Origin of the sequence: Rhodophyticola sp., from assembly GCF_965284195.1 — a bacterium.
In the GTDB taxonomy this organism is placed as follows: domain Bacteria; phylum Pseudomonadota; class Alphaproteobacteria; order Rhodobacterales; family Rhodobacteraceae; genus Rhodophyticola.
Genome location: NZ_CBDIRM010000001.1, coordinates 669,436 through 693,700, shown reverse-complemented (window position 1 = coordinate 693,700; position 24,265 = coordinate 669,436). Strand labels below are relative to the sequence as shown.

At 65.3% G+C, this 24,265-nt stretch carries 23 protein-coding genes; 10 read left to right on the top strand and 13 right to left on the bottom strand.

Going from position 1 to position 24,265, the window contains the following annotated elements:
• Positions 1-11 precede the first annotated feature (11 nt).
• Positions 12-1,601: an acyl-CoA dehydrogenase family protein gene (locus ACQ651_RS03510; protein ID WP_430448327.1), complete on the bottom strand. Its 1,590-nt coding sequence runs from the start codon at positions 1,599-1,601 to the stop codon at positions 12-14.
• Between the two features lie 130 nt (positions 1,602-1,731).
• Between ACQ651_RS03510 and ACQ651_RS03505 the strand changes: the two genes are divergently transcribed.
• The 6 genes from ACQ651_RS03505 (at position 1,732) to ACQ651_RS03480 (ending at position 6,742) form a co-directional block, all read left to right on the top strand.
• Positions 1,732-2,025, top strand: a complete 294-nt coding sequence (locus ACQ651_RS03505; RefSeq protein WP_121898210.1) for an FtsB family cell division protein — start codon at positions 1,732-1,734, stop codon at positions 2,023-2,025.
• Positions 2,026-2,148: 123 nt separating this feature from the next.
• Positions 2,149-3,177: a pyruvate dehydrogenase (acetyl-transferring) E1 component subunit alpha gene (gene pdhA / locus ACQ651_RS03500; RefSeq protein WP_227285346.1), complete on the top strand. Its 1,029-nt coding sequence runs from the start codon at positions 2,149-2,151 to the stop codon at positions 3,175-3,177.
• The gene (locus tag ACQ651_RS03495; RefSeq protein WP_430448326.1) at positions 3,174-3,716 is read left to right on the top strand and encodes a hypothetical protein; all 543 of its coding nucleotides are present in this window, start codon (positions 3,174-3,176) and stop codon (positions 3,714-3,716) included. The genes pdhA and ACQ651_RS03495 overlap by 4 nt, the downstream gene beginning before the upstream one ends.
• Before the next feature lie 13 nt (positions 3,717-3,729).
• Positions 3,730-5,124, top strand: coding sequence for a pyruvate dehydrogenase complex E1 component subunit beta (locus tag ACQ651_RS03490; protein WP_227285344.1), 1,395 nt, complete (start codon positions 3,730-3,732; stop codon positions 5,122-5,124).
• 10 nt (positions 5,125-5,134) lie between these two features.
• A complete protein-coding gene (locus ACQ651_RS03485; RefSeq protein ID WP_430448324.1) occupies positions 5,135-5,389 on the top strand; it encodes a hypothetical protein in 255 nt (84 codons plus the stop codon).
• A gap of 3 nt (positions 5,390-5,392) precedes the next feature.
• Positions 5,393-6,742, top strand: a complete 1,350-nt coding sequence (locus ACQ651_RS03480) for a pyruvate dehydrogenase complex dihydrolipoamide acetyltransferase (RefSeq protein WP_430448322.1) — start codon at positions 5,393-5,395, stop codon at positions 6,740-6,742.
• A gap of 79 nt (positions 6,743-6,821) precedes the next feature.
• On the opposite strand, the gene ACQ651_RS03475 is transcribed toward ACQ651_RS03480, so the two are convergent.
• The 5 genes from ACQ651_RS03475 to ACQ651_RS03455 all read right to left on the bottom strand — a co-directional run bounded on the left by ACQ651_RS03475 (position 6,822) and on the right by ACQ651_RS03455 (position 12,085).
• The gene (locus ACQ651_RS03475) at positions 6,822-7,622 is read right to left on the bottom strand and encodes a crotonase/enoyl-CoA hydratase family protein (RefSeq protein ID WP_227285341.1); all 801 of its coding nucleotides are present in this window, start codon (positions 7,620-7,622) and stop codon (positions 6,822-6,824) included.
• Between the two features lie 76 nt (positions 7,623-7,698).
• Positions 7,699-8,247 carry a YdeI/OmpD-associated family protein gene (locus tag ACQ651_RS03470; RefSeq protein WP_375552738.1) on the bottom strand — a complete coding sequence of 183 codons (549 nt, stop codon included), beginning with the start codon at positions 8,245-8,247 and terminating at the stop codon, positions 7,699-7,701.
• 73 nt (positions 8,248-8,320) lie between these two features.
• The gene (polA, locus tag ACQ651_RS03465) at positions 8,321-11,122 is read right to left on the bottom strand and encodes a DNA polymerase I (RefSeq protein ID WP_430448320.1); all 2,802 of its coding nucleotides are present in this window, start codon (positions 11,120-11,122) and stop codon (positions 8,321-8,323) included.
• A 112-nt stretch (positions 11,123-11,234) separates the two neighbouring features.
• On the bottom strand, positions 11,235-11,897 hold the full coding sequence (locus tag ACQ651_RS03460) for a DUF2459 domain-containing protein (protein ID WP_430448319.1): 663 nt from the start codon (positions 11,895-11,897) through the stop codon (positions 11,235-11,237).
• Positions 11,897-12,085, bottom strand: a complete 189-nt coding sequence (locus ACQ651_RS03455; RefSeq protein ID WP_227285337.1) for a zinc-finger domain-containing protein — start codon at positions 12,083-12,085, stop codon at positions 11,897-11,899. The genes ACQ651_RS03460 and ACQ651_RS03455 overlap by 1 nt, the downstream gene beginning before the upstream one ends.
• A gap of 102 nt (positions 12,086-12,187) precedes the next feature.
• Here ACQ651_RS03455 and ACQ651_RS03450 point away from each other — a divergent pair, with 102 nt between their 5' ends.
• Positions 12,188-13,120, top strand: coding sequence for an ABC transporter ATP-binding protein (locus ACQ651_RS03450; RefSeq protein ID WP_227285336.1), 933 nt, complete (start codon positions 12,188-12,190; stop codon positions 13,118-13,120).
• Here ACQ651_RS03450 and ACQ651_RS03445 read toward each other — a convergent pair whose 3' ends face one another.
• A complete protein-coding gene (locus ACQ651_RS03445; protein WP_430448317.1) occupies positions 13,121-13,585 on the bottom strand; it encodes a DUF1203 domain-containing protein in 465 nt (154 codons plus the stop codon).
• Positions 13,586-13,669: 84 nt separating this feature from the next.
• Complete coding sequence (locus ACQ651_RS03440) at positions 13,670-15,247, bottom strand: DUF5928 domain-containing protein (protein WP_375550218.1); 1,578 nt, start codon at positions 15,245-15,247, stop codon at positions 13,670-13,672.
• A 142-nt stretch (positions 15,248-15,389) separates the two neighbouring features.
• Between ACQ651_RS03440 and ACQ651_RS03435 the strand changes: the two genes are divergently transcribed.
• Positions 15,390-16,208, top strand: a complete 819-nt coding sequence (locus ACQ651_RS03435; RefSeq protein WP_227285333.1) for a sulfotransferase family protein — start codon at positions 15,390-15,392, stop codon at positions 16,206-16,208.
• Positions 16,177-16,530 (top strand): hypothetical protein, encoded by a 354-nt coding sequence (locus ACQ651_RS03430; RefSeq protein WP_430448316.1) that lies wholly within the window; start codon positions 16,177-16,179, stop codon positions 16,528-16,530. The genes ACQ651_RS03435 and ACQ651_RS03430 overlap by 32 nt, the downstream gene beginning before the upstream one ends.
• A gap of 426 nt (positions 16,531-16,956) precedes the next feature.
• On the opposite strand, the gene ACQ651_RS03425 is transcribed toward ACQ651_RS03430, so the two are convergent.
• A complete protein-coding gene (locus ACQ651_RS03425; RefSeq protein ID WP_430448314.1) occupies positions 16,957-18,336 on the bottom strand; it encodes a 5'-nucleotidase C-terminal domain-containing protein in 1,380 nt (459 codons plus the stop codon).
• 271 nt (positions 18,337-18,607) lie between these two features.
• On the opposite strand from ACQ651_RS03425, the gene ACQ651_RS03420 reads away from it, so the two are divergent.
• Positions 18,608-19,357: a phosphate ABC transporter ATP-binding protein gene (locus ACQ651_RS03420; protein WP_430450301.1), complete on the top strand. Its 750-nt coding sequence runs from the start codon at positions 18,608-18,610 to the stop codon at positions 19,355-19,357.
• A gap of 22 nt (positions 19,358-19,379) precedes the next feature.
• Here the strand turns inward: ACQ651_RS03420 and ACQ651_RS03415 are convergent, their stop codons facing one another.
• From ACQ651_RS03415 to nth, 4 genes are all read right to left on the bottom strand, one after another.
• Complete coding sequence (locus tag ACQ651_RS03415) at positions 19,380-21,101, bottom strand: cation:proton antiporter (protein ID WP_430448312.1); 1,722 nt, start codon at positions 21,099-21,101, stop codon at positions 19,380-19,382.
• Between the two features lie 140 nt (positions 21,102-21,241).
• On the bottom strand, positions 21,242-22,465 hold the full coding sequence (locus ACQ651_RS03410; protein WP_430448310.1) for a S8 family peptidase: 1,224 nt from the start codon (positions 22,463-22,465) through the stop codon (positions 21,242-21,244).
• A gap of 97 nt (positions 22,466-22,562) precedes the next feature.
• Positions 22,563-23,567, bottom strand: a complete 1,005-nt coding sequence (locus ACQ651_RS03405; RefSeq protein ID WP_227285328.1) for an adenosine kinase — start codon at positions 23,565-23,567, stop codon at positions 22,563-22,565.
• Complete coding sequence (gene nth / locus ACQ651_RS03400; RefSeq protein ID WP_430448309.1) at positions 23,564-24,208, bottom strand: endonuclease III; 645 nt, start codon at positions 24,206-24,208, stop codon at positions 23,564-23,566. Before nth ends, ACQ651_RS03405 begins: the two co-directional genes overlap by 4 nt.
• Positions 24,209-24,265: the final 57 nt, after the last annotated feature.

The following is a 24,265-nucleotide window of genomic DNA, read 5'->3' as shown; positions in this document are numbered from 1 at the left end:
AGGGCGGCCCGCTACCGCCCCAGCCGCGCGATCAGCGCGTCCATGTCCAATCCGCCGACGCTTCCGGCCACATGGCCCCGCATCCCGGCCAGCCGGGTCGCGCAAAACCCGTCGGCGACCGCGCCCGGCGCATGGCGCAGCAGGACCGACGCGGTCAGCAGAAGCGCCAGACGCTCGGCATACCACCGCGCCTCCGCCTCCTCCGGCAGGACCGGCCAGCGCGCGCGATGGTCGGCCAGCGCCGCGTCATAGGCCCGGTCGGCGCCGCGCGCGGCCTCCAGTTCCTCGCCCAATGTCGCCGCGGCCAGCCCGTCCCGCGCCAGCGTCCGCAGGATATCGAGGCAGATCACATTGCCCGACCCTTCCCAGATCCCGTTCAACGGCGCCTCCCGGTAGAGCATCGGCAGGGGCGTGTCCTCCACATAGCCCATGCCGCCCAGCCCCTCCATCGCCTCCACCACCACGCGCGGGCAAAGCTTGTTGTTGATGTATTTCGCCAGCGCCACACCGATCCGGGCAAAGGCGCGATCCTCGGAGCGGTCACCGTCGAACGCGCGCGCCACGCGCAGACCGAGCGCGGTGGCCCCTTCCCAGTCGAGAACCAGATCGGCCAGAAGGCTCCGCATCAGCGGCTGATCGATCAGGCTACGCTGGAACACCCGGCGATGGGACACCCAGTGGTGCAGATGGGTCAGAGCCGCGCGCATCAGCCCCGCGGGCGCCAGCGCCGTGTCCAGCCGGGTGTGATGCACCATTTCGATGATCCGCTGAACGCCCTCCCCCTCCTCGCCGATCAGATGGGCCTGCGCGCCGTGATACTCGATTTCGGCGGAGGCGTTCGCGCGGTTGCCCAGCTTGTCCTTCAGACGCAGCAGATGGATGCCGTTGCGGCCCGTCTCCAGCCAGCGGGGCACCAGAAAGCAGCTGAGACCGCCGGGCGCCTGCGCCAATGTCAGAAACCCGTCGGACATGGGCGCGGAACAGAACCACTTGTGCCCGGTCAGGCGATAGACCGCCCCGTCGCGCTCGGCGCGGGTGGTGTTGGTCCGCACGTCCGATCCGCCCTGTTTTTCCGTCATCGCCATGCCAAGCGTCGCGGCCCGCTTGCCGCCGATCGGGGCAATCGCCGGATCATGCTCCCGCGCGGAGAGTTTCGGCACCCACTCCGCGGCCAGAGGCGTGTTCGCCAGCACCGGGATCGCCGCATAGGTCATCGTCATCGGGCAGCAGGTGCCGGGCTCCACCTGGGAATGGAGATAGACCATCGCCGCATGGCTCAGATGGCTGCCGCCGGTCCATGGCCCGCCCGCGTATCCGGCCGCGAGCCCCGCCTGTAACAAGCGATGATACGCGGGCGCGAAACGCACCTCGTCCAGACGCCGGCCGCCCGCATCGAAGAGCCGAAGTTCGGGGCCCGGATGCTGCGCCTGCCGGGCGATCTCGGTCCAGTCCGGTTGGCTCAACATCTCCGCATAGGGGGCCGCATCCGCATCGGCGTAGCTGCGCAACACCGGATCGTCATGCCAGAGATGCCGTTCGGGCGGGCCCGGCGGCTGATTGGTGACCTCATGGGTCGGCAGATGCGATTGCGGATCGATCATGATCACCTTTCCCTTGTCATTATAGCGCAACAATCTGTTTTCAAGGGATTCCCTTTTCAAAGCAGATATGCGAATCTCCCCCGTGCAGCGATCCGACAGAGACCGCGCGGCATTGAGGCAACACGACCAGATGACCAAAAAACGCTCCGCTTCCGGGCTGTTGATCCCGATGGTGCTTCTGCTTGTGGGGGCGTATTTCACCTTTTCCGCAGTGCAGGGAAACTATGGCCTGTTCCATCGGATACAGGTAGAGGCGGAAGTGGCGAGCCTGACTGAAGAGCTTGCCATGCTGCGCGAGGAAACCGCCGAGATGGAGATACTGACCCGGCGCATGTCGGACGAGTATCTCGACCTGGATCTGCTGGACGAACAGGCCCGCACCGTTCTGGGGTACATGCGCGCAGACGAGATCGTGTTGCCCTAGCGCGGATGCCCGCCGCACGACGCTTTGACGCAACGTCGAATTCCACTGGTGCAATTCCTCAAATCCTTTGCTAACGATAGTTCAACGCTAAACTATCTGCCCAAGGCTGGAGGAGCCGTTCGCATGGCCGCACGGAAGACAACGGCAAAAACTGCCGCGAAACCAAATGTTTCCGCCGAGGAGCTGCTGGAATATTACCGCGAGATGCTGCTGATCCGCAGATTCGAGGAAAAGGCCGGCCAGCTTTACGGCATGGGCCTGATCGGCGGGTTCTGCCACCTCTATATCGGTCAGGAAGCGGTCGTCGTGGGCCTTGAGGCCGCCGCCGAGGAGGGTGACAAGCGCGTCACATCCTACCGCGACCATGGCCATATGCTCGCCTGCGGCATGGACCCCAAGGGGGTGATGGCCGAATTGACCGGGCGCGAGGGCGGCTATTCCAAGGGCAAGGGCGGCTCGATGCACATGTTCTCGAAAGAGAAGCATTTCTACGGCGGCCATGGCATCGTTGCCGCGCAGGTGCCGATCGGAGCGGGCCTCGCCTTCGCCGACAAGTACCTTGGCAATGATCGCGTGACCTTCACCTATTTCGGCGATGGCGCGGCCAACCAGGGGCAGGTCTATGAGGCCTACAACATGGCAGAGCTCTGGGACCTTCCGGTGGTTTTCGTGATCGAGAACAACCAGTACGCCATGGGCACCTCCACCAAACGCTCCACCAAATCGCCATCCTACTGGGAACGCGGGGCGGCCTATGGCATCCCCGGCGAGGAGGTGGACGGGATGGATGTGCTGGCCGTGAAGGCCGCGGGCGAAAAGGCCGTGGCGCACTGCCGCGCGGGCAAGGGCCCCTACATCCTCGAAATCAAGACCTACCGCTATCGCGGGCACTCCATGTCGGACCCGGCCAAGTATCGCACCCGCGAAGAAGTTCAGAAAATGCGCGAGGAACGCGACGCGATCGAACATGTGCGCGAGCTGCTCCTGCAGGGCAAACACGCGACCGAGGACGATCTGAAGGCCATCGACAAGGACATCAAGGCGATCGTGAACGAGGCGGCGGAGTTCGCCAAGGAAAGCCCGGAACCGGCGCTGGACGAGCTTTGGACCGACATCTATGCCGATGAGGTCCCGCAGGAGGCGTCCGCATGATGCGTGCCGCCCCGATGCTTGGCCTCGCGCTGGCGGTGCCTGCGGTCGTCTTGGCCCAGACCACCGATGCCCGCATGGCGTCCTATCTCAACGGGCAGAGCAATGACGGTTCGATCCTGTTCGGATATGAAAACGACGGCTGCACAGCCACCGCGACCATGACCCAAGTGTATTCGGACGGGGCCGAGCGCACGACCCGCACCCCGATCGACTATGCCGACATCCGCACCGACATCAACGAGATGGGCACGGTCGATACGCTGGACATCGCGCAGATCAACCTGTTTCTTCGCGACGGCGCGGAGCCGGTGATGGTCGATATCACGCTGACCACGACCGAGCCCGAAACCCGCGCTTCCTGGACCCAGCAGGGCGCGACCTGCTCCGACACCGCCTGCACCATCACGCTCGAACATCCCGCCCGGGACGACGCGCCCTCGGCCTCGCTCGTTGTGGGCGGCCCGATGGCCGGCTCCCGGGCCGAGTTCGTGCTCGACGATATCCGCGCGCTCGCGTCCCGCTGCGCCGCGCCCGACTGAAGGACGACTACCCATGGCAACCGAAATTCTCATGCCGGCGCTCTCTCCGACGATGGAGGAAGGCACGCTGGCCAAATGGCTGGTAAAGGAAGGCGATACCGTCTCGTCCGGCGACATTCTGGCCGAAATCGAAACCGACAAGGCGACGATGGAATTCGAAGCCGTGGACGAAGGTGTCATGGGCAAGATCCTTGTCGAGGAAGGCACCGAGGGCGTGAAGGTGAACAGCCCCATCGCCGTGCTGCTGGACGAGGGCGAGGACGCCGACAGCGCGACCGTGGAAAGCAGCCAGCAGCCGCAGCAGCCGGCGCCGGTAGAAAAGGCCCGGTCTTCCGAGGATGAGCCGGCCGCCGGCATGGACCACCCCGCCCCCGCGACGCCGGCCCAGGCGCGGAAGATGGAACCGGACTGGCCCGAGGGCACCGAGGTGAAGCAGACGACCGTCCGCGAAGCGCTCCGCGATGCCATGGCCGAGGAAATGCGCCGCGACGACACGGTGTTCCTGATGGGCGAGGAGGTGGCCGAGTATCAGGGCGCCTACAAGATCTCCCAGGGGCTGCTGGACGAGTTCGGCGCCAAGCGCGTCATCGACACGCCGATCACCGAGCATGGCTTCGCCGGCATCGGCGTCGGCGCGGCGTTCGGCGGCCTGCGCCCCATCGTCGAGTTCATGACCTTCAACTTCGCCATGCAGGCGATGGACCAGATCATCAATTCGGCCGCCAAGACGCTTTACATGTCCGGCGGCCAGATGGGGGCACCGATGGTGTTCCGGGGGCCCAACGGCGCCGCCGCGCGCGTCGGCGCGCAGCACAGCCAGGATTACGCGGCATGGTACTCCAGCGTTCCGGGCCTGAAAGTGGCGATGCCCTACTCCGCCTCCGACGCCAAGGGGTTGCTGAAAACAGCGATCCGCGACCCGAACCCGGTGATCTTCCTGGAAAACGAGATCCTGTATGGCCGCAGCTTCGACGTCCCGGTGATGGACGATTTCACCGTGCCCTTCGGCAAGGCCCGGATCTGGCGCGAGGGGGGCGATGTGACAATCGTCAGCTTCGGCATCGGCATGACCTATGCCCTGGAAGCGGCCGAGAAGCTGGCCGAGGATGGGATCGAGGCCGAAGTGGTCGATCTGCGCACGCTGCGCCCGCTCGACTATGACACGGTGATCGCGAGCGTGCAGAAAACCAACCGCTGCGTGACCGTGGAGGAAGGTTTCCCCGTGGGCGCCATCGGCAATCACCTGTCGGCCTATATCATGGAAAACGCCTTCGATTACCTTGACGCACCGGTGATCAACTGCACGGGCAAGGATGTGCCGATGCCCTATGCGGCGAATCTTGAGAAACACGCGCTGGTCACCACCGACGAGGTGATCGCGGCGGTGAAGCAAGTGACCTATCGCTGATCGGATGGATGTGCTTGGCAAAACCAAAGACGGAGCGGCCTACCGGGTCGCCGTCGATCTGGACGGCAAGCCGCCGGTCGAACTGTGGGTCGGCGATGCGCTCCTGTCCTCGGAATACGGCCGGGACGCCCGTGTCAGCCACACCGAAGCCTATGAATGGATTGCGGCCAATCAACACGCGCTGGTCGATGCGGCCCGCGTTCTGGCCAATGGAAAGACCCCGCGCGCGCCATATGACGGCCTGGCGCTGGCAGAGGAGAGTTAAGCGATGCCTACCGAAATTCTGATGCCCGCCCTCAGCCCCACGATGGAGGAAGGCACGCTCGCCAAATGGCTGGTCAAGGAGGGCGACGAGGTCAGTTCCGGCGACCTTCTGGCCGAGATCGAGACCGACAAGGCCACGATGGAATTCGAGGCGGTGGATGACGGCGTGATCGGCAAGATCCTCGTCGCGGAGGGCACCGAGAACGTCAAGGTCAACAGCCCCATCGCCGTGCTTCTGGCCGATGGCGAAAGCGCGGACGATATCGGCAGCACCGACAGCGCGCCCAAACCGGCGGAGACGTCATCGGAGACCGCACCGGCGGAGGCATCGGAGCAGACCGCCCCCGCCAAGGGCCATGGCCGTGGCGCGACGGAGGCCACGCCCGCCCCCGCCGCCCCCACATCGGGCGATGGCGCGCGCATCTTCGCCAGCCCGCTGGCACGGCGGATCGCGGCGGACAAGGGCCTTGACCTGGCCGCGATCAAAGGGTCCGGCCCCAAAGGCCGCATCGTGAAATCGGATGTGGAAAACGCCACCGCCGCCCCCAGGGCGGACGCGCCCGCCAGCGCGCCCTCGGCGGCCCCCGCGGCCGCCGCGGCGGCCGGAGGGGCGATGCCCACCGGTCCGGCCACCGAAACCGTGCTCAAGATGTACGAGGGCCGCGAGTTCGAAGAGGTCAAGCTGGACGGGATGCGCAAGACCGTGGCCGCCCGCCTGACCGAGGCGAAACAGACGATCCCGCATTTCTACCTGCGCCGGGATATCCAACTCGATGCGCTTCTGGCCTTCCGCGGCCAGCTCAACAAGCAACTCGAAGCCCGCGGCGTGAAACTCAGCGTCAATGATTTCATCATCAAGGCCTGCGCCAACGCGCTGCAACAGGTTCCGGCGGCCAACGCGGTCTGGGCCAACGATCGCATGCTGCGACTGAAACCCTCCGATGTGGCGGTGGCCGTCGCCATCGAGGGCGGCCTGTTCACCCCGGTTCTGAAAGACGCGGAGATGAAATCCCTGTCCGCCCTCTCGACGGAGATGAAGGATCTCGCCGCCCGCGCGCGGGAACGCAGACTGGCACCGCATGAGTATCAGGGCGGCACCTTCGCGATCTCCAATCTCGGCATGTTCGGCATCGACAATTTCGACGCGGTCATCAATCCACCCCATGGCGCGATCCTTGCGGTTGGCGCGGGCGTCAAGAAACCGGTCGTCGGCAAGGATGGCGAACTGGCCGTGGCCACCGTGATGTCGGTCACGCTCAGCGTCGATCACCGGGTCATCGACGGGGCGCTTGGCGCAGAACTGCTGCAAGCCATCGTCGACAATCTGGAAAATCCGATGGTGATGCTGGCCTGATCGCGGGCTTCGGTCGCAAAGGAAGAACCTGCTGCAAAACGGGCGGCGCCGGAACCGGCGCTGCCCGTTTCGATGCCGGCTACCGGTAGTCCGGCTTGCGCTTCTGCATCTGCGCCATCACCGTCTCGATCTGGTTCGGCGCCCCAAGCAACCCGGCCTGAAGGCGCGCCTCCAGCGCCAGATCGGCCTCCGTCTCCCCGGCCCAGAGCGCATCGGCCAGCACCTTCGCCGCGCGCACCGCATCGGGCGATTTCGCCGCAAGCTCGCCGGCAAGGGTCCGCGCGGCGGCCAGCGGGTCCGCGGCCACCCGCGTCACCAGCCCCTCGGCCAGCGCCGCCTCGCCCGACAAGACCTGCCCCGTCATGATCAGCGCCTTGGCCCGGTCCACCGGCATCAGGCGCGGCAGGGACAGGCTGATGCCCATATCCGGGATCAGGCCCCATTTCGCCTCCATGATCGACAGCCGGGCCTCCGGGGCGGCAATGCGGAAATCCGCCGCCAGCGCGATCTGCAATCCGGCGCCGAAACACACGCCCTCGATGGCGGCGATCACGGGCACGGGCAGATCCATCCAGACCTGCGCCGGGCGCTGAAACCGGTTGGCGGTCCGGCCCTCGGGCGGGGCCAGCATCTGGGCCTTCACCTGATCCAGCTTGCCCGCCATCTGCATCAGAACGCCTGTATCCATCCCGGCGCTGAAATCGCCGCCCTCCCCCGTCAGGATGACCGCGCGCAGGTCGTCCCGGTCTGCCAGCGCCTCGCCCAGCTCCACCAGCTCATCCAGAAGCTCCAGCGTGACCGCGTTCTTCTTTTCGGGGCGGTTCAGCCGCAGCTCCACTACCGGGCCCTGTTCATCGATGACGGAAACCAGCGTGCCCATGGATGCTCTCCCCTTGCTACCCGCGACCGAACAGACCGGGCGGCGGGGGCTGGGTCAAGCCTGACCGGGCGTCGCGCTATCGCCGGAACGGGCTGGGCCGCAATCCGGCGCGGGCGCTTTCGACCACTTCATCGACGCGCCTGATGCGGGTCGGCGCGGTTTTGGCGGTCTTGATCCATTCCAGCGTGCCGCGTTTCACACTGCGCGGCCAGCCGTCCCAGACGGGCATCAGCGGCCCCAGAGCCTCGGCAAGATCGTCCGGCACCTCCAGACGCTCCACATCGTCCAGAAACTGCCACATGCCGTTGGCCTCCGCGGCGGCGATCTTCGCCTCGCCCGCCGGCGTCATCCGGCCCTCGGCCCGCATCCGCGCCACGATCTCCTTGTTGACCGCCGACCAGGCCGAGCTTTCGTTGCGGGGGGCCACGCGGTGCTTCATCCGGTCCGCGTCCAGCGCGGCCACTTGCGCATCGACCCAGCCCCAGCACAGCAACTCTTCCACCGCCTGCTCCCATGGCAGGTAATCGGGGTGATGTTTCTTGTAGGTGGCAAGCCAGGCGGTCCTGGCGGTGGCATGGTTCTGGGCCAGCCAGTCACGCAACTCCGCGCGCGACCTGACGGTCACAAGGGGTGTATCCTCCGGCCCGGTCATGCGCGCGGCAGGCGCAGGGCCCGCGTCACCTCTGCGCGCCCGGCCCTCAATGCGCCTGGGCCCAGTTCGCCCCCTGCCCCGCATCCACGGTCAGCGGCACCGAAAGTTGCACCGCCGGGTCGGCGGCCGCCTCCATCACCTCGCGGGCGCGGGCGATCAGATCGTCCACTGCGTTCTCCTCCACCTCGAACAGCAATTCGTCATGCACCTGCAAAAGCATCCGGGCCGGGCACCCCTCGATGGCGTGTTCCATGCGGATCATCGCACGCCGGATCACATCGGCCGCCGTGCCCTGAATCGGCGCATTGATCGCCGCGCGATAGGCAAAGCTGGCCTTCGGCCCCTTGGCGTTGATCTCGGGCGTATGGATCTTGCGGCCGAACAACGTCTGGACATAGCCGTTCGATTTCGCGAAATCCCTGGTCGCATCCATGTAGTCGCGGATACCGGGGAACCGCTCGAAATAGCGGTCGATGAAACCCTGGGCCTCGGCCCGGGGAATGCGCAGATTGCGCGCCAGACCGAAGCCGGAGATACCGTAGATCACGCCGAAATTGATCGCCTTTGCCTGCCGGCGCACATCCGGCGTCATCTCGTCAAGCGGCACGTTGAACATCTCGGATGCAGTGATCGCATGGATGTCCTGGCCCTCCCTGAACGCCTGTTTCAACGCGTCGATCCCCGCGATATGGGCAAGGATCCTCAATTCGATCTGTGAATAATCAAGCGAGACCAGAACCTTGCCCGGCTCTGCGATGAACGCCTCCCGGATCCGCCGGCCCTCTTCGGTGCGCACCGGAATGTTCTGCAAGTTCGGATCGGTCGAGGCCAGCCGCCCGGTATTGGCGCCCGCGATGGAATAGGATGTGTGGACCCGGCCGGTCTCGGCGTTGATATGGTCCTGCAGGGCGTCGGTATAGGTCGATTTCAGCTTGGAAAGCTGTCGCCAGTCCAGCACCCGCGCGGGCAGATCATGGCCCTGCGCGGCCAAATCCTCCAGCACGTCGGCGCCCGTGGCATATGCCCCGGTCTTGCCCTTCTTGCCCCCCTCCAGCCCCATCTGATCGAACAGGATCTCGCCCAATTGCTTGGGCGAGCCTACGTTGAACGGCGTCCCCGCCAGGGCATGGATCTCATGCTCCAGCCCGGCCATTTTCTGCGCGAACGCGTTCGACATGCGGCTGAGCGTATCGCGGTCGACCTTGATCCCGGCCATCTCCATGCGCGCCAGCACGGGCACCAGCGGGCGCTCCAGCGTTTCATAGACCGTGGTCACCTGCGCCCGGTGCAAGGCCGGCTTGAACTGCTGCCAGAGGCGGAGCGTGATATCCGCATCCTCCGCCGCATAGGGCGCCGCATCGGCGATGCCGACCTCGGCAAAGGTGATCTGCGATTTGCCGCTTCCCAGGAGGGATTTGATCGGGATCGGCTCATGCCCCAGATAGCGGTCCGAGAGCGTGTCCATGCCGTGCCCGTGAAGCCCTGCATGCATCGCGTAGGACATCAGCATCGTATCGTCGATGGGCGCCACATCCACCCCGTAGCGGGCAAGGATCTTGGCGTCGTACTTCATGTTCTGCCCGATTTTCAGGACCGAGGGATCCTCGAGCATCGGTTTCAGCGCATCCAGCACATCGGTCAGCGGCAGTTGACCCTCGACCCGCTTCTCTCCGCCGAAAAGATCGTCCCCGCCCTCCCGGTGGCCCACGGGAATGTAGCAAGCGCCGCCGGCCTCCGTCGACAGGCATACCCCCACCAGATCGGCAGTCATCTCGTTCAGGCTGGTGGTTTCGGTGTCGACCGCGACATATCCCACCGCATGGGCCCTGGCGATCCACGCCTCCAGCGCGGCCATGTCGCGCACGATCTCATAGGCGGAATGGTCGAAAGGTACGGCTTCCGGCGCGCCCTCGGCCACGGGGGCGGGTGTATCGGCGATCTCGGGCGCTTCCACACCCATCTGCTCGGCGATCCGGCGGGTGAGCGTCCGAAACTCCATTTCCGCCAGAAATGCCATCAGCGGGCCCGGCTCGGGGTCCTTCACCTCAAGCTCTTCCAGCGTCACCTCGATCGGTGTTTCCGTGTCGAGCGTTACCAGCCGTTTCGACAATCTGATCTGCTCGGCAAACTCGATCAGCGTCTCGCGCCGCTTGGGCTGCTTGATTTCGTCCGCCCGTGACAGAAGCGTCTCCAGATCTCCGTATTCGTTGATCAGAAGCGCGGCGGTCTTCACCCCGATCCCGGGCGCGCCGGGAATGTTGTCGACGCTGTCGCCCGCCAGCGCCTGCACGTCCACCACCCGGTCCGGGCCGACGCCGAACTTGGCCTCGACCCCCTCGGCGTCGATGCGCAGGTTCTTCATCGCGTCCAGCATTTCGACCCCGCCACCGACAAGCTGCATCAGGTCCTTGTCCGACGAAATGATCGTGCAGCGCCCGCCCGCCTCGCGCGCCTGTCGCGCCAATGTGGCGATGATGTCGTCGGCCTCGTAGCCCTCCAACTCCAGACAGGCGAGGTTGAACGCGCGCGTGGCCTCCCGCGTCAGCGGGATTTGCGGGCGCAGATCCTCGGGCATTTCATCGCGGTTGGCCTTGTACTGGTCGTACATGTCATTGCGGAACGTGTGCGATCCCTTGTCGAACACCACCGCCGCATGGGTCGGCGCATCGGGGCCGGTGTTCCCCTCGATCATCTTGTGGATCATGTTGCAAAAGCCGCTCACCGCACCGACCGGCAGACCGTCGGATTTGCGCGTCAGCGGCGGCAGCGCATGGTAGGCGCGAAAGATGAAGGCCGAGCCGTCCACGAGGTGCAGATGATGTCCCTTGCCGAATTTGTCGCCCGCCATTGCCGTCTCCCACGCTGATGCTCTTGGTTCTACCCAAGTGCCGCGCTCTGCGCGACTGCCTTTTTCGGGGACCCGCGCGTCGGCGGGCGGCGCGGCCCGCCGACGCTGCGGTTCAGCCTTGATGCCACCAGAGCGACAGGCGCACCGCATAGGGTGTGGGCGTCCAGATCCCGGCCTCCACGCCGGCGGCGCGCAACATGGTGCTGATCCAGGTGTTGCAGGTGCGAAATATGTGAAACCGCCCCCGCGCCTCCAGAAATCCGTCGGCTTCAGTGAAGCTTGCCCCGGGAACGGGCACACCGGTGGAGGTTGCCGCGATGGCCGCCAGCAGCGCGTCGTATTGCGCCCGCGTCAGGGATATCCGGGCATAGTCGAACCCCGGCGGCACGATGCCCAACGCCTCCACCCGCAGAACCGAGCCGTCGCCGGCGACCGCGCGGGCCAGCGCGGTGCCGGTGATGTCCGCGTAGCTGCCCGCAGTGGTGTAGAACGCGCGGGCGCCCCAACCGACCAGGAAATGCGCCACCAGCGTGTGCCGGACGGGAACGCCCGCGGCCTCCGCGTCAGACAGGGCGGCGCGGCTTTCCGCCGTGGCCGGCAGCAGGAAATCGTAATGGATCGGGCCCCCTATCAGGCCGATCTCGACGCTTTGCGCCCCGTCGCGGGGCATCTCGGCCACGGGCCCCGGGATCAGCGCGCCGATGATCGCTGCGGCCAGATACGCGCAGATGGTCAGCACCGGCGCCAGCGCGACGCGGCGCAGCGTCCGCCGCATCAGCCCTTGCCGGTCTGATCCGCGAAGTCCTCATGGATGTATCGCTTGTCGCAATAGCCGCATTCGACCCAGCCCCGGTCGGGCGGGATCTGCAACCAGACCCGCGGATGCCCCAATGCACCCTCCCCGCCGTCACAGGACACGCGCCATTGAGTGACAATCTCGGTTTCGGGGGCATCCTGGGTCATTTTGGTCGTCCTCGTTCTTGCCCGTCGGGGGCTTACAGCCTAAGTGCGGGGTCCATATTGCAGGTTGCCCCCTTTCGGGCAAGCCCGGGGAGGAGGGGCCAGATGTCAGGCAACGCGATCGAGTTGACGGGGCTGCGCAAGACCTATGCGGCGGCCGGCAGCGGCCCGGCGAAAGAGGCGCTGAAAGGGATCGATCTGACAATCCCCCAAGGGTCGATCTTCGGGCTGCTCGGGCCGAATGGCGCAGGCAAATCGACGATGATCAACATCCTGGCCGGGCTGGTCAACAAAACCTCGGGCAAGGTCAGGATCTGGGGCTTCGATCAGGACGTGAACCCGCGCCAGTCCCGCGCCGCAATCGGAGTGATGCCGCAGGAACTGAACCTCGATCCGTTCTTTACCCCGCGCGGCGCGCTGGAGGTGCAGGCCGGGCTTTACGGCGTGCCCAAGGCACAGCGCCGGACGGACGATATCCTGCGCCTGATCGGGCTGGAGGACAAGGCGGAGGCCTATGCCAGATCGCTTTCGGGCGGGATGCGGCGGCGGCTGCTTCTGGGCAAGGCGCTCGTCCATCATCCGCAAATCCTCGTTCTGGACGAACCGACCGCGGGCGTGGATATCGAGTTGCGGCAGATGCTCTGGGCCAATGTCCGCCGCCTGAACGAAGAAGGGATGACGATCATCCTGACGACCCATTATCTGGAAGAAGCCCAGGAAATGTGCGACGAAATCGCGATCATCAATCATGGCGAGGTGATCGTCCGCGACCGCACGGACAATCTGTTGGCCCGGATGGATGCGAAGACCCTTGTCATCACGCCCGAGGCGCCTTCGGGCCCGATCGACGTGCCGGGCGGGGTGGAATGCCTGACCCGCGACGACGGCGCGCTGGTGTTCACCTATCACCGGTCGGAAGTCTCGGCCAATGCGATCCTGGAAGCGGTCCGCAAGGCCAGGATCACGATCCGCGACGTGGCGACGGAAGAGCCCGATCTGGAAGACGTGTTCGTGGCGCTGACCTCCACCAACGCCTGATCAGGCCCGCTTCGCCCGGGTCAGGAAGCAGTTGTTGCGCGCGGATCGCACATCGACGAAGGCGACATCGGGATCGCGCAGCAGGGTCTCGCAGCGGCTGGCCACGTCCTCAGCCGGGGTGATCGCGCCGGTGCCGTAGATGATCCGCTCCTCCGCATTATAGGCTTTGACAAGAAAATCCGGCGAATAGGTCAGGAGCTCGGGCGTCGGCCCGTCGCCGGGCGTACAGGCGTCGGCGCAGAGGAAAATCGGGCCGCTTTCCGCGTAGGGGTGCAGAGCGGCGAACGGCCGGTGGTTCAGCACCAGCGCCTCCCGACCGGCGGGTACATTTCGCAGGCAGTGACGACAGGGCATTCCCTGCCCGTCGGAGACCATCCGCTCGGCCGCCATGCCATTGGCATCCGGCGCCCCGGATCTGAGCGCCTCGACAAGATCGGTGGGCAGGGCTTCGAAGGTTACGGACATGGCTGTATCTCCCCGATAGGTCGTCATCGGGGCCAGCATGCGGTGCCGGGCCCCCTCGCCGCGACCCGGATGTTGCGCATGCGGTCAGTCGTCGAACAGATTTGGGGTGTCCGCCAGCGCCATGGCCACCTCCCGCGAGCCGCCGAAAAAGCTGTGCAGCACATCGGTGTTCTCCTCGGCCAGGCGATCCTGCCGCAGGCGCAGGTGATTGGGAAAGTCCGCCTCGCGGATCCGGTCCGATTCGTAATCGAACTCATAGCGCAGCGTCGGCAGCAGCCGGTCGACGATCTTTGCCGGGGTTTCCGGCGCCGCCAGCCCCACCCGCTCGGCATGCCCGATCAGATACGCATCGTCGAAGACACACTGGATCTCCAGCAGTTTGACATTGGCCCGGTCGGACATGAAATCCTGCATCAGGTCGAGATTGTTGGGGTCGAGGCAGATGATCATCTGATCGGTGTCGTAATAGTCGAACAGCATCCGCATCACCGCGCGACGGTGGCGGTTGCGCTTGTCCAATGTGCGTTCCAGCCCGCCGAGATGCGGGATGGCGCAGGATGCCTCGTCGAACAGATACTCGATCCCCCTGATCCCGGTCGCGGCTTCGGCGGCATGCAGCAGCCGCTTGGCCACATGCCATTTCTTGCAGACGATCATCATCAGTTCCCGGTCCTGCCCGAGGGTCGATTCCCGCTCCCAGAAGCGCGGCGCGAACCGCCGCCCGATCCGGCCCCGGCCGGTGAGGAACGTGTAAAGCTTCTCGCCATCGCCCGAGATCGCGAAATTCGTTTCGCTGGAGGCCCAGAGCGCGCCAAGCCGGTCTTTCAGAAACGTCGCTTCGGGGCTTATCTTGCGGGCAAAGAGGTAATCCTGACTAATCAGCAGATCGTAGTGATCGTTGTAGAAGGTCACCGGCATCCCGTAATCGGAAAACATCTTGAAGGTCAGCGAGCGCGTCTCGATCTCCACATCGGCCACCAGATGGCGCACCAGCGTCTGAAAGAACGTCTCGTCGGGGATCCAGGTCGTGCGGAAGAACCGGATCACATCCGGGCGCTGCCGGCAGAACCCCAGCACCGCCTCCACCGTGCGGCGGCGCAGGCACCACCACTGGCTTCCGATCATGATTTGCAGATCCTCGGGGATGCTGCGTTCCAGCCCAAGACGCCGTTGCGTGTTGAACAGCAGGTAGAACAGCCACTTGTTCTTCCGCTCGTTGACCAGATGCCGGTAGACCAGACGCTCGCGCCTGAACCCGGTCTTGATCCAGTCGGAGGTGAAGAAATCGAAGCTTTCGATGTAGTCCTTGTCGGCGGCGTCCAGAAAGCGCCGCGCATAGGCGCCCGATTTGATCGACATGCAATCGCCCGACAGCATGTAGAAATGCGTGGCCTTGGGAAAGGCGGCCTCCGCCGCCTCCAGCGCATTCAGGCTGGCCTGCACCAGCGACCATTCCCCCCAACCGCATTTGATCCGCTTTCTGGCGAAGACGACGCCCGGATTATCCGCCAGCGCCGTGGTGATGGCCACATAGTCCGCCTGGTTGGCACGCCCGTCGAAATGGATCGACACATAGTCGCCCGTCGCGGTCAGACGCTCCGCCTGCCGGATGATGGCAGGCGCATCCTTGTGGCACAGAAGGATGAAGGCGATCTTTGCCATTTCCGAAACAGAAGCCTCAATCTTTCCTTATAGTTGTGCCACTAATACCTGATATCGGTTGAAGAAACCCTAGTTGTTTGCTTTTTCGGTATCAATCAGCGCGCTATAAGGCGTCGAATATCGAGTAGGAGGTGCTCCGCCCATGGGTTTTCCCGGAACCTGGATGACCGAAAGCGAAAGCGTGGTCTATCGCGTGGTGCCCAAATGCGCCTGCTCCACCATCGGCCAGATCATGTATTACTCCGATCAGGGCGCGTATTTCGACGGCGATATCCATGATGCCAAGGCGGGCATCCACAAATGGGCGCTTGAGGCCAGCCAGCCCAAGATCGAAGCGAATGTGAAAGCGCATAAATCCTATGCCTTCACCTGCGTGCGCAACCCCTATACCCGCATCCTGTCCAGCTTTTTCGACAAGATTTGCGGCATTCAGCGCAACGGCAAGCGCTACCGGGGCAACATGGTGCCGCTGTTGATCCAGAAATACGGGATCGAGGTCGGCGGCGATGACGGGAAGGAGGAGTTCGACCAGATCAGGAGCTTCCGGCGCTTCTTGCTGTTCGCGCGCGACACCATCCGCTGGCGGCGCCCGATGGACCCGGATATCCACTGGTCGGCAATGTCGGGCCATATCTCCACCTTCATCGTGAATGGCGGGCGCTACGACCACATTTTCTGGACCGAAAAGTTCAATGACGGGATGCAGACCGTTCTGGATGCGATCCCGATGGCCCATGAGGTCGCGCTGGACGCCGTGCCGCGGTTCAACGAATCCGAAGGGCATGGCCCCAAGCGTGCCCACCCGGTCGAAGACTATTTCGACGATCTGTCGATGCATCTGGTCTATGAGATCTACAAACGCGATTTCCAGTTGTTCCGGTATGATTTCGAGGATCCATCCAACAAGATGCCCATCGGAGAGATCGACCTTGACGAGGTGCACGCGAAACTGGGCGACTAGGCTCTGCGCCGCGGCCCTGATCGCGGCGGGGCCTGTCTGGGCCACCCCGCCGCAGGTCGTGACTGTGGAGGATGCGCTGTTCGCGCGCAACGCCGATACGCTGTTTCTGCTGCGCACGATCACCGACAATCACAGGCTGCACATGGTCCGGCAGACCGATACACTCCTGATCCATCGCTCTCTCGCCGGGGGCGACGACCGCGGATTTCGCGGTGTGGCGCGGGTGATCGACTTCGGCCCCGATGGCGCGCCGCGTGTCGAGACGCTTCCCCTGCAAGACCCCGCCAACCCGTATGATCTTTTTGCCGCGGCCGATGCCTGACCGCTTGACGCCGGGCGCACCGCCCTGCCCCGCGAGGATGCCCTGACGCTCGACCGGATCGGCCTTGGGTACCGCCCGAACTCCGCTGTCCCGTCCGGGCCCGCCTATCACCTGTCGGCCAAGGATCTGGCCGCGCGGATCGAGGATACGCTGCGCGCCGGCCGGCAGATCCTGCCGCCGCATGCGCTTGGTGGCGGCAACACGGGCCCGGATGCGTTCGATCCCTCCGCCTTCGATCCGGTGGCGGATTGCCGGGCCGATGCCGCGATGCGCCTCTTTCATGCCGACACGGACCCCGCGCTTGTCCGGCTGACATGCGCGGATGAGGAGAGCGGCCAGCGCGCAACGCTCTGGCTGGTCGTCCCGCAACTCTGACGCGCAAAGAGCCTCCCCGCGCGCCCTCAGGATCCGGTCAAGCCCGGGTCGTCAAAGCCCGGCCGCCAGCGCCTCCGCCACCACGGATTTCAGGCTCATGCCCTCGATCTCGGCAAATTCCAGATCGCTCGTCCCGAGATAGCTGTCCTGGTTCCGAGCGGTCCAGCCATTGGTGGCCAGCCGGTAGATGCGCGCGGGATCGATCTCGATTTCGGCGGCGTGAATGAAATCGCCGGTCCGCTGGTCCAGACTGCCGGCCTGATGCTGATTGGCGCGGGTCATGATCTGCGCCAGCACATCGCCCGGCACCTCGGCCACGGCGATGGCCCCGTCGAACCGGATGAACGCGTCGAAATCATAGCGGGTCAGCGGTCCCGCGGCCAAAGGCGCGCCGAAGGTCGTATGGCCCAGAACCGCCAGATCGGCCTCGCTTGCCGCGCGCACCGCCTCGGCGGCCAGCAGGATCGAGGCCGGCAGATCCAGCGCGGCGGCCCGTTCGGTGATGACGGCGGTATCCTCCGCGGTCAGATGCTCGGCCTTGACCGCCGCGATCGTCTCGGCCAGGGCCGCGTCGCCGCCCATGGGGGCGATCGCGCGCATCTCATGGCTGACGGCCACGCCCTCGCCGGTCCTGCTCAACCCGATCACCGTCAGGTTGCGCGCCCAGGCCCCGCCGTGAAGATAGCTCAGCCCGTCGGCCTCATGGGCGAAATCCAGATGGTCATGAGCCCCGAGGATCAGCGTGCCCGGCGACAGATCCGGCAGGATCGCCCGATCCGCCAGCACGCCCGCATGGCTGACCAGCACCGGCAGGTCGGCGCCGCCGGTCGCATCGGCGAAGGCATCGGAAACGAAACCCACGGGATCCAGAAGGCTGAGCGTCTCCCGGGCGGGCGGGCGATAGACGAAGGGGTTGTCGGTTCCCACACCCATCAGCGCGATGTCGATCCCGCCCAGCCCCATCCGGGTTGAGACGGGCGCGAAGAACCGCCCCGTCCGGCGGTCCACCAGATTGCCGATCACCTGCGCGCCCGCGGCCGTGGCGCGGGCCACGAACACGGCCATATCGTCGAGGATCGCGGTTTCATGATTGCCCAGATTGACGACCAGCGGCAGTTCCGCCGCCAGCGCCTCAAGAAACGCCCAGTCCGCGCTGGCGCCGGACCGGGTGGCCGCCACATTCCCGCGCTCGAAGAGATCGCCGTTGATCACCATGCCCACGGGCACGCCGGCCCCGCGCACGATCCCGCGCACCTCCTCCAGCAGGGCGGGAAGCCGCGCATAGGGCGAATGCAGGTCCGAGATGCTGAGCAGGATCGCATCCCGGCTCTCCTGCGCGCGCGCCCGGGCGGGCAGACCGGCGGCAATCGGGGCGGCGGCCATGGCCTTCAGCACCCAGCGACGGTCAAAGGCCGCGGTAAAACTCTGCATGGGATCGTCTCCGTCACAAAAGGGTATCAAAGATCCTGTCTAATGAAGGCAGGTGACATCAGTCTGACGTGATTCCTCAGGTTTGTGAAACTTTCATGAAATCTTGCCCCGGTTCGATCCAGATCAACATCCCGTCTCTGTCCGCGTGAGACCTTCGAGAGCAAGGATCAGGACCAAAATCAGGAGCGCAAAGATGTTCGACACTGCTGACACGGACGCCGCCACGACCACCACCGTCATTCATCCCTCGGGCCGCAATACGGCGCCCTTCATGGAGATCCGCGACCTCAACCTCTGGTATGGAGAGAAACAGGCGCTGATCGACGTGAATTTCGATCTCCATCCCGGCGAGGCGCTGGCCTTTATCGGCCCTTCCGGCTGCGGCAAATCCACCGCGCTGAAATGCCTGAACCGGATGCATGACGACACGCGGGACGTGCGGATCACCGGCCAACTGGTGCTGGATGGCGAAGACATTCACGACCCCGATGTGGACCCGCCGCTTCTGCGCCGGCGCTTCGGCTGGGTCGCGCAGAAGCCCAACCCCTTCCCCTCCTCGATCTGGAACAATGTCGCCTACGGGGCCCGGCTTCACGGGCTGATGCGCGACAAGGCAGAGCTGGAGGGCCATGTGGAAACCTGCCTGCGCCGCGCCCATCTGTGGGAGGAGGTGCGGGACGATCTGCACCGCAAAGCGGGCACCGATCTGTCAGGCGGGCAGCAACAACGGCTGTGCATCGCCCGCGCGCTGTCCACCCAGCCCGATGTGCTGCTCATGGACGAACCCACCGGCTCCATCGACCCGATCGCGACCGCCAAGGTCGAGGAACTGGTGCTGGAGCTGAAGGAAAGCAAGGCCATCGTCATCATCACCCATTCGATGATGCAGGCCCGCCGGGTCGCGGACCGGGTGGCATATTTCCATCTGGGCCGGCTTCTGGAGATCGGGCCCACGGAAACCATGTTTACCCATGCCAAGACCCGCGAGGCGCGCGCCTTCATCGATGGGCAGTTCGGCTAGGCCTGCGGGCCCGCAACGCGGGTCATGAGGCCAGATCGCGCTGCCCCTCGGGGTCGGTGACATCGGCGATTGCGGGGCGCGCGGTGCCGTCCATCACCAGTCGCGCGGCCTGGGTGGCCGCGTCCTGGAACGGGCGCAGCACCAGATCGGCACCGGCCAGCCGCATCGCCTCCCCCGTCCTGTCATTGTGGACAGCCACCGCGACCTTCCCCGCAAAGCCCAACTGGCGCAACGCCAGCACAAGGGCGCGGCGCGGATCGTCATGGGTGATGCCCGTGTCATGCTCCGGCACCGCCGAAACCGCCCAACGCACGTTCGACAAGGGCAGATGGGCCAGAAATTCCGGGTCGGTCGCATCGCCATAGACCACATCCATGCCCTGATCGCGGGCGAAGCGGACCGCGACCGGATTGAAGTCGACCCCCAGAACGCGCTGCCCCTGCTCCGCCAGTTCGCGGGAGATCGCCATGCCGTAGCGGCCAAGGCCGAAGACGATGACATCATGGGCGCGGGTGGGCGCCTCGCTTCGATCCTCCATCGCCCCGGCCGAGGCGCGTTCGAACACGCCCAGAACCGGCTCCACCCGGTCATAGAGCTGGTGGGAATAGGTGATCATGTAGGTCGAGGCCGCGATGGTGATCAGCCCGACCAGCGTGACGAGCCCGAGCGCTTCGTCGCTGACATGGCCGATGGAGACGCCCATCGCCATGAAGATCAGGGAGAACTCGCTGATCTGCGCCACGGTCAGACCCGCCAGAAACCCGGTTCGCTTGCGGTATCCCATGGCCCCCATGATCGCCAGTACGATCAACGGGTTGCCGATCAGAACGAAGGCGGAGAAGATCAGCGCGGCGAAGACGCTGGCGCCCAGAACCGACAGGTCCAGCGAGGCACCGAGCGCGATGAAGAAAAACAGAAGCAGAAAGTCGCGCAGGCTTGCCAGACGCGCGGCAATCGCCTCCCGGAACGGGGTGGAGGCGAGCGAGACACCCGCCAGCAGACCGCCCAGCTCCTTGCCGAAGCCCAGATAATGGCCGAGCGCCGCCAGCATCGCCGCCCATCCGATGGCGAAGGAGACCAGCAGTTCCGGCGACCGGGACAGCCGCTGCACCAGCGGGTCGGCCAGATAGCGGATGAACAGCCCGACCGCCACCAGCATCAGCGCGCCATAGCCGAACACGGCCAGCACCTCGGTCCAGGCGCCGTCCTGTCCCGCCCCCACACCGATGGCCGACAGCACGATCATCGCCATCACCACCACCAGATCCTGCACGATCAGGAACCCCAGCGCGATGCGCCCGTGGAGCGAACCCAGTTCGCGCTTGTCGGTCAGCAGTTTCACGATGATGATGGTGGAGGAGAAGGTCAGCGCAACCGCGATGTAAAGGCTCGTGACCCAGCCGAAGCCAAGCGCCAGCCCGATCAGGAAGCCGAAGATCGTGGTAAAGGCCACCTGCCCCAACCCGGTCAGCAACGCCACCGGCCCGAGGGTTCGGACCATGTTCAGATCCAGCTTCAGCCCGACAAGGAACAGCAGCACCGCAATGCCAAGCTCGGCCAGCAGGTCGATCTGGATATCCGAGCGCGCGATGTCCAGAACCGACGGCCCGGCCAGGATGCCTACGGCGATGAAGCTCACGATCAGCGGCTGGCGAAGCATCAGCCCGACGAAGCCGACCGACGCCGCCAGCACCAGAAGGGCGGCGATTTCGTAGAAGATATAGCTGTTGAGCGCGTCAGTCATACGTAGCGGCCTCCGGCAATGTTGCGACGATGGCCTGGCTGGATTGGATGCCCCGGGCCTGCCAAAGCACCGCTACCCTGTTACAGAGATTCCGGTCTGCAAGTCATTGCAACAATTGATAGGAAAAGCCTTCCGATGGCTTAGGCAAGCGCGGCGGAGGGTGCCTGCACCAGACCCTGCCCCCGATCGGCGATATCGGTGCCGTCGACGAACCCGTCCCGCGTGGCGCTGGCCAGCATCCGCGCCTCCACCGCCCGGCTGGTCAGCGGGACGCCCGCGCCCGCCAGCGCCTGCCACCAGAGCGCGGCAACGCCGGCCACATGCGGGCAGGCCATGGAGGTGCCGTTCAGCGCCACCAGCCCGCCCCCGGTCGCGGCGGAGACGACATTGACCCCCGGCGCGCTCAGCACCGGGTTGGTGTTGGAAAAGGGCGCAACCGACAGCACGCCGCTCGCCTCGGAAACCGCACCGACGGAGATGACGCCCTCCGCCGCCGCCGGGACGGAGGCCGAAACCTCGAAATCCGGGTTCGTCTCGCGCGCGCTTTCGTTGCCGCTCGCCGCCACAACGACCACGCCGCCATCGAAGGCGGCCTGCGAGCGAAACAGGTCCATGATCCGGTCGAACATGCGCAGGTTCATCCGGTAGGCCTCCAGCGCGATGGAGGTGGCCAGGATCACCGGCATGCCCTCCTCCGCGACCAACCGCTCCGCAAATCCGGGAAAATCGAAGCCGAGCGACATCGAGACCACCCGCACCCGGTTGCTGGAGGCCCATTTCAGCGCATCGAACAGCATCTCCGAACTGCCCGAGCCGTCATCGCCCAGAACCTTGCCGATCAGCGCCGTCCCGACCCCGGGGGCAACGCCGATCCGCGTTCCTTCCACATCCCGGCCGAAAATCGTGCCCGCACAATGGGTGCCGTGACCGTTCGGATCGCCGTCACCATCGCCGGAAAAGTCCCGCTGCTCCAGTTGTACGCCCCGGAACGCCGGATGGGCGGCATCGATGCCGGTGTCCAGCACGGCCACCTTCACCCCCACCCCGTCAAACGGGCTGTCGGCGGCACCGGTCCGCACAACGCCCCATGTGGGCCCATCCCCCACGCCCGGCCCCGGGGTGGCGGAAGCGACCGGGGCCACCAGCCGGGTCGGCATGGCGCGGGCGACGTGAAGCACGCCCGGGTCATGCTTAAGACTGCGGGCCTCGGCGCTGTGCATCTCGGCGGTTTCGAAGACGGGATCGGGCGGGATCGTCGACGCCATGCCGCGGCTGAACGGCTCGGCGCCCGCCCCGGGCACGCCAAAGGGCTGTCCACGCCGCAGCGCGGTGTTTTCATCGCGCAGGATGATGTAGCGATCCATGATCGGCGCCCCGGAAAATCTGCTTCAAGAACAACGGGCTGCGGCGGCTCTGTGCATGGCGGCCCAGACCCTTGCTAGCAAATCGCGGGGGGCGGACCTAGCCTTCGGTCTGGATCAGCCCCTCTTCGGCGAAGAGCTGCCTGAGCGAGCGATGCGGGCGCGGGCCGATATGGCGGATCACCTCGGCCGCGGCCAGCACGCCCATGCGCCCCGCCATTTCAAGGCTCTGCTCCGTGACCAGCCCGTAAAGGAACCCGGCGGCGAACTGATCGCCCGCGCCGGTTGCATCCACCGGCGTGATCTTGTCCACCGGCACCTCCACCTGCTCGTCATCGCGGCGCAGGATCACCGCCTCGCCCGAGCGGGTGCAGACCAGCGTCGGGCAGACCATCGCCGCCTCGCGCAGGGCCACATCCAGATCGTGGGTCTCATAAAGCGACAGCCATTCGGCCTCGTTGCCGATGACGAAATCCATCTCATCCTCGATCAGCGCCCGGAACCCGTCGCGGTGGCGGTCCACGCAGAACGGATCGGACAGGGTGATGCCCGCCTGCCCGCCGGCCGCCCGGCATGCCGCCGCGGCGGCGAGAAAGGCGGATTTGCCCTTGTCCTTGTCGAAAAGATAGCCCTCTAGAAACAGGAGTTTCGCGGCCCCCATCACGCTTGGGTCCACGTCCTCCTCGCTCAGTTCGGAGGACACGCCCAGATAGGTGTTCATCGAGCGTTCGCCATCGGGCGAGACGAAGATCATCGAGCGCGAGGTCGGCAGATGCTCGCCATTCACCGGCGGGTTCGGAAAATCGGTGCCTTCGGCCACCATGCTGTCGGCATAGAACCGGCCAAGCGCGTCATCCTTGACCCGGCCGACAAAGGCCGTGCTCAAACCCAGCGTACCAAGACCCGCCAGCGTGTTGGCGACCGATCCGCCCGGCGTCTGGACGCGGTCCGACATGGCGGCGTAAAGCACCTCGGCGCGCTCGCGCTCGATCAGCTGCATGATGCCCTTGGTGATGCCCATATTGTCCAGGAAACTGTCATCGCCATGGGAAATCACGTCGACGACCGCATTGCCGATGCCCACCACGTCATAGGTTTTACTCATAAGGTCTTGTCCTCGAATTGGCACAGATCGCGGATGATGCAGGCCGCGCATTTGGGTTTGCGCGCCACACAGATGTAGCGCCCGTGCAGGATCATCCAGTGATGGGCATGCTGCTGGAATTCCACCGGAATATTGTCTTCTATCGCGCGCTCCACCGCATCGACATCCTTGCCCGGCGCGATGCCCGAACGGTTGCCAAGGCGGAAGATATGCGTATCGACCGCCTGCGCGGGATAGCCCCACCACATATTCAGGACCACATTGGCGGTCTTGCGCCCCACCCCGGGCAGCGATTGCAGCGCCGCGCGGGAGGACGGCACCTGCCCGTCATACTGCTCCACCAGAATGCGGCTGAGCTTGATGACGTTCTTGGCCTTGTTGCGATAGAGACCGATCGTCTTGATATGGCCGATCAACGCCTCTTCGCCGAGGTCGAGCATCTTCTGCGGCGTATCCGCGATCCGGAAAAGCGCGCGCGTGGCCTTGTTCACGCCTGCATCCGTCGCCTGCGCCGAGAGAGCCACAGCCACGACCAGCGTATAGGCGTTCACATGCTCCAGCTCGCCTTTCGGCTCCGGTTCGGAGGCGCGAAAGCGCGTGAAAATCTCTTGGAGCGTATGATAGTCGAGCTGTTTGGCCATTTCGGGCAACCGTATGGCGCGGCAGAACCGGCACGGCAAGCCCCCCGGATGAATACC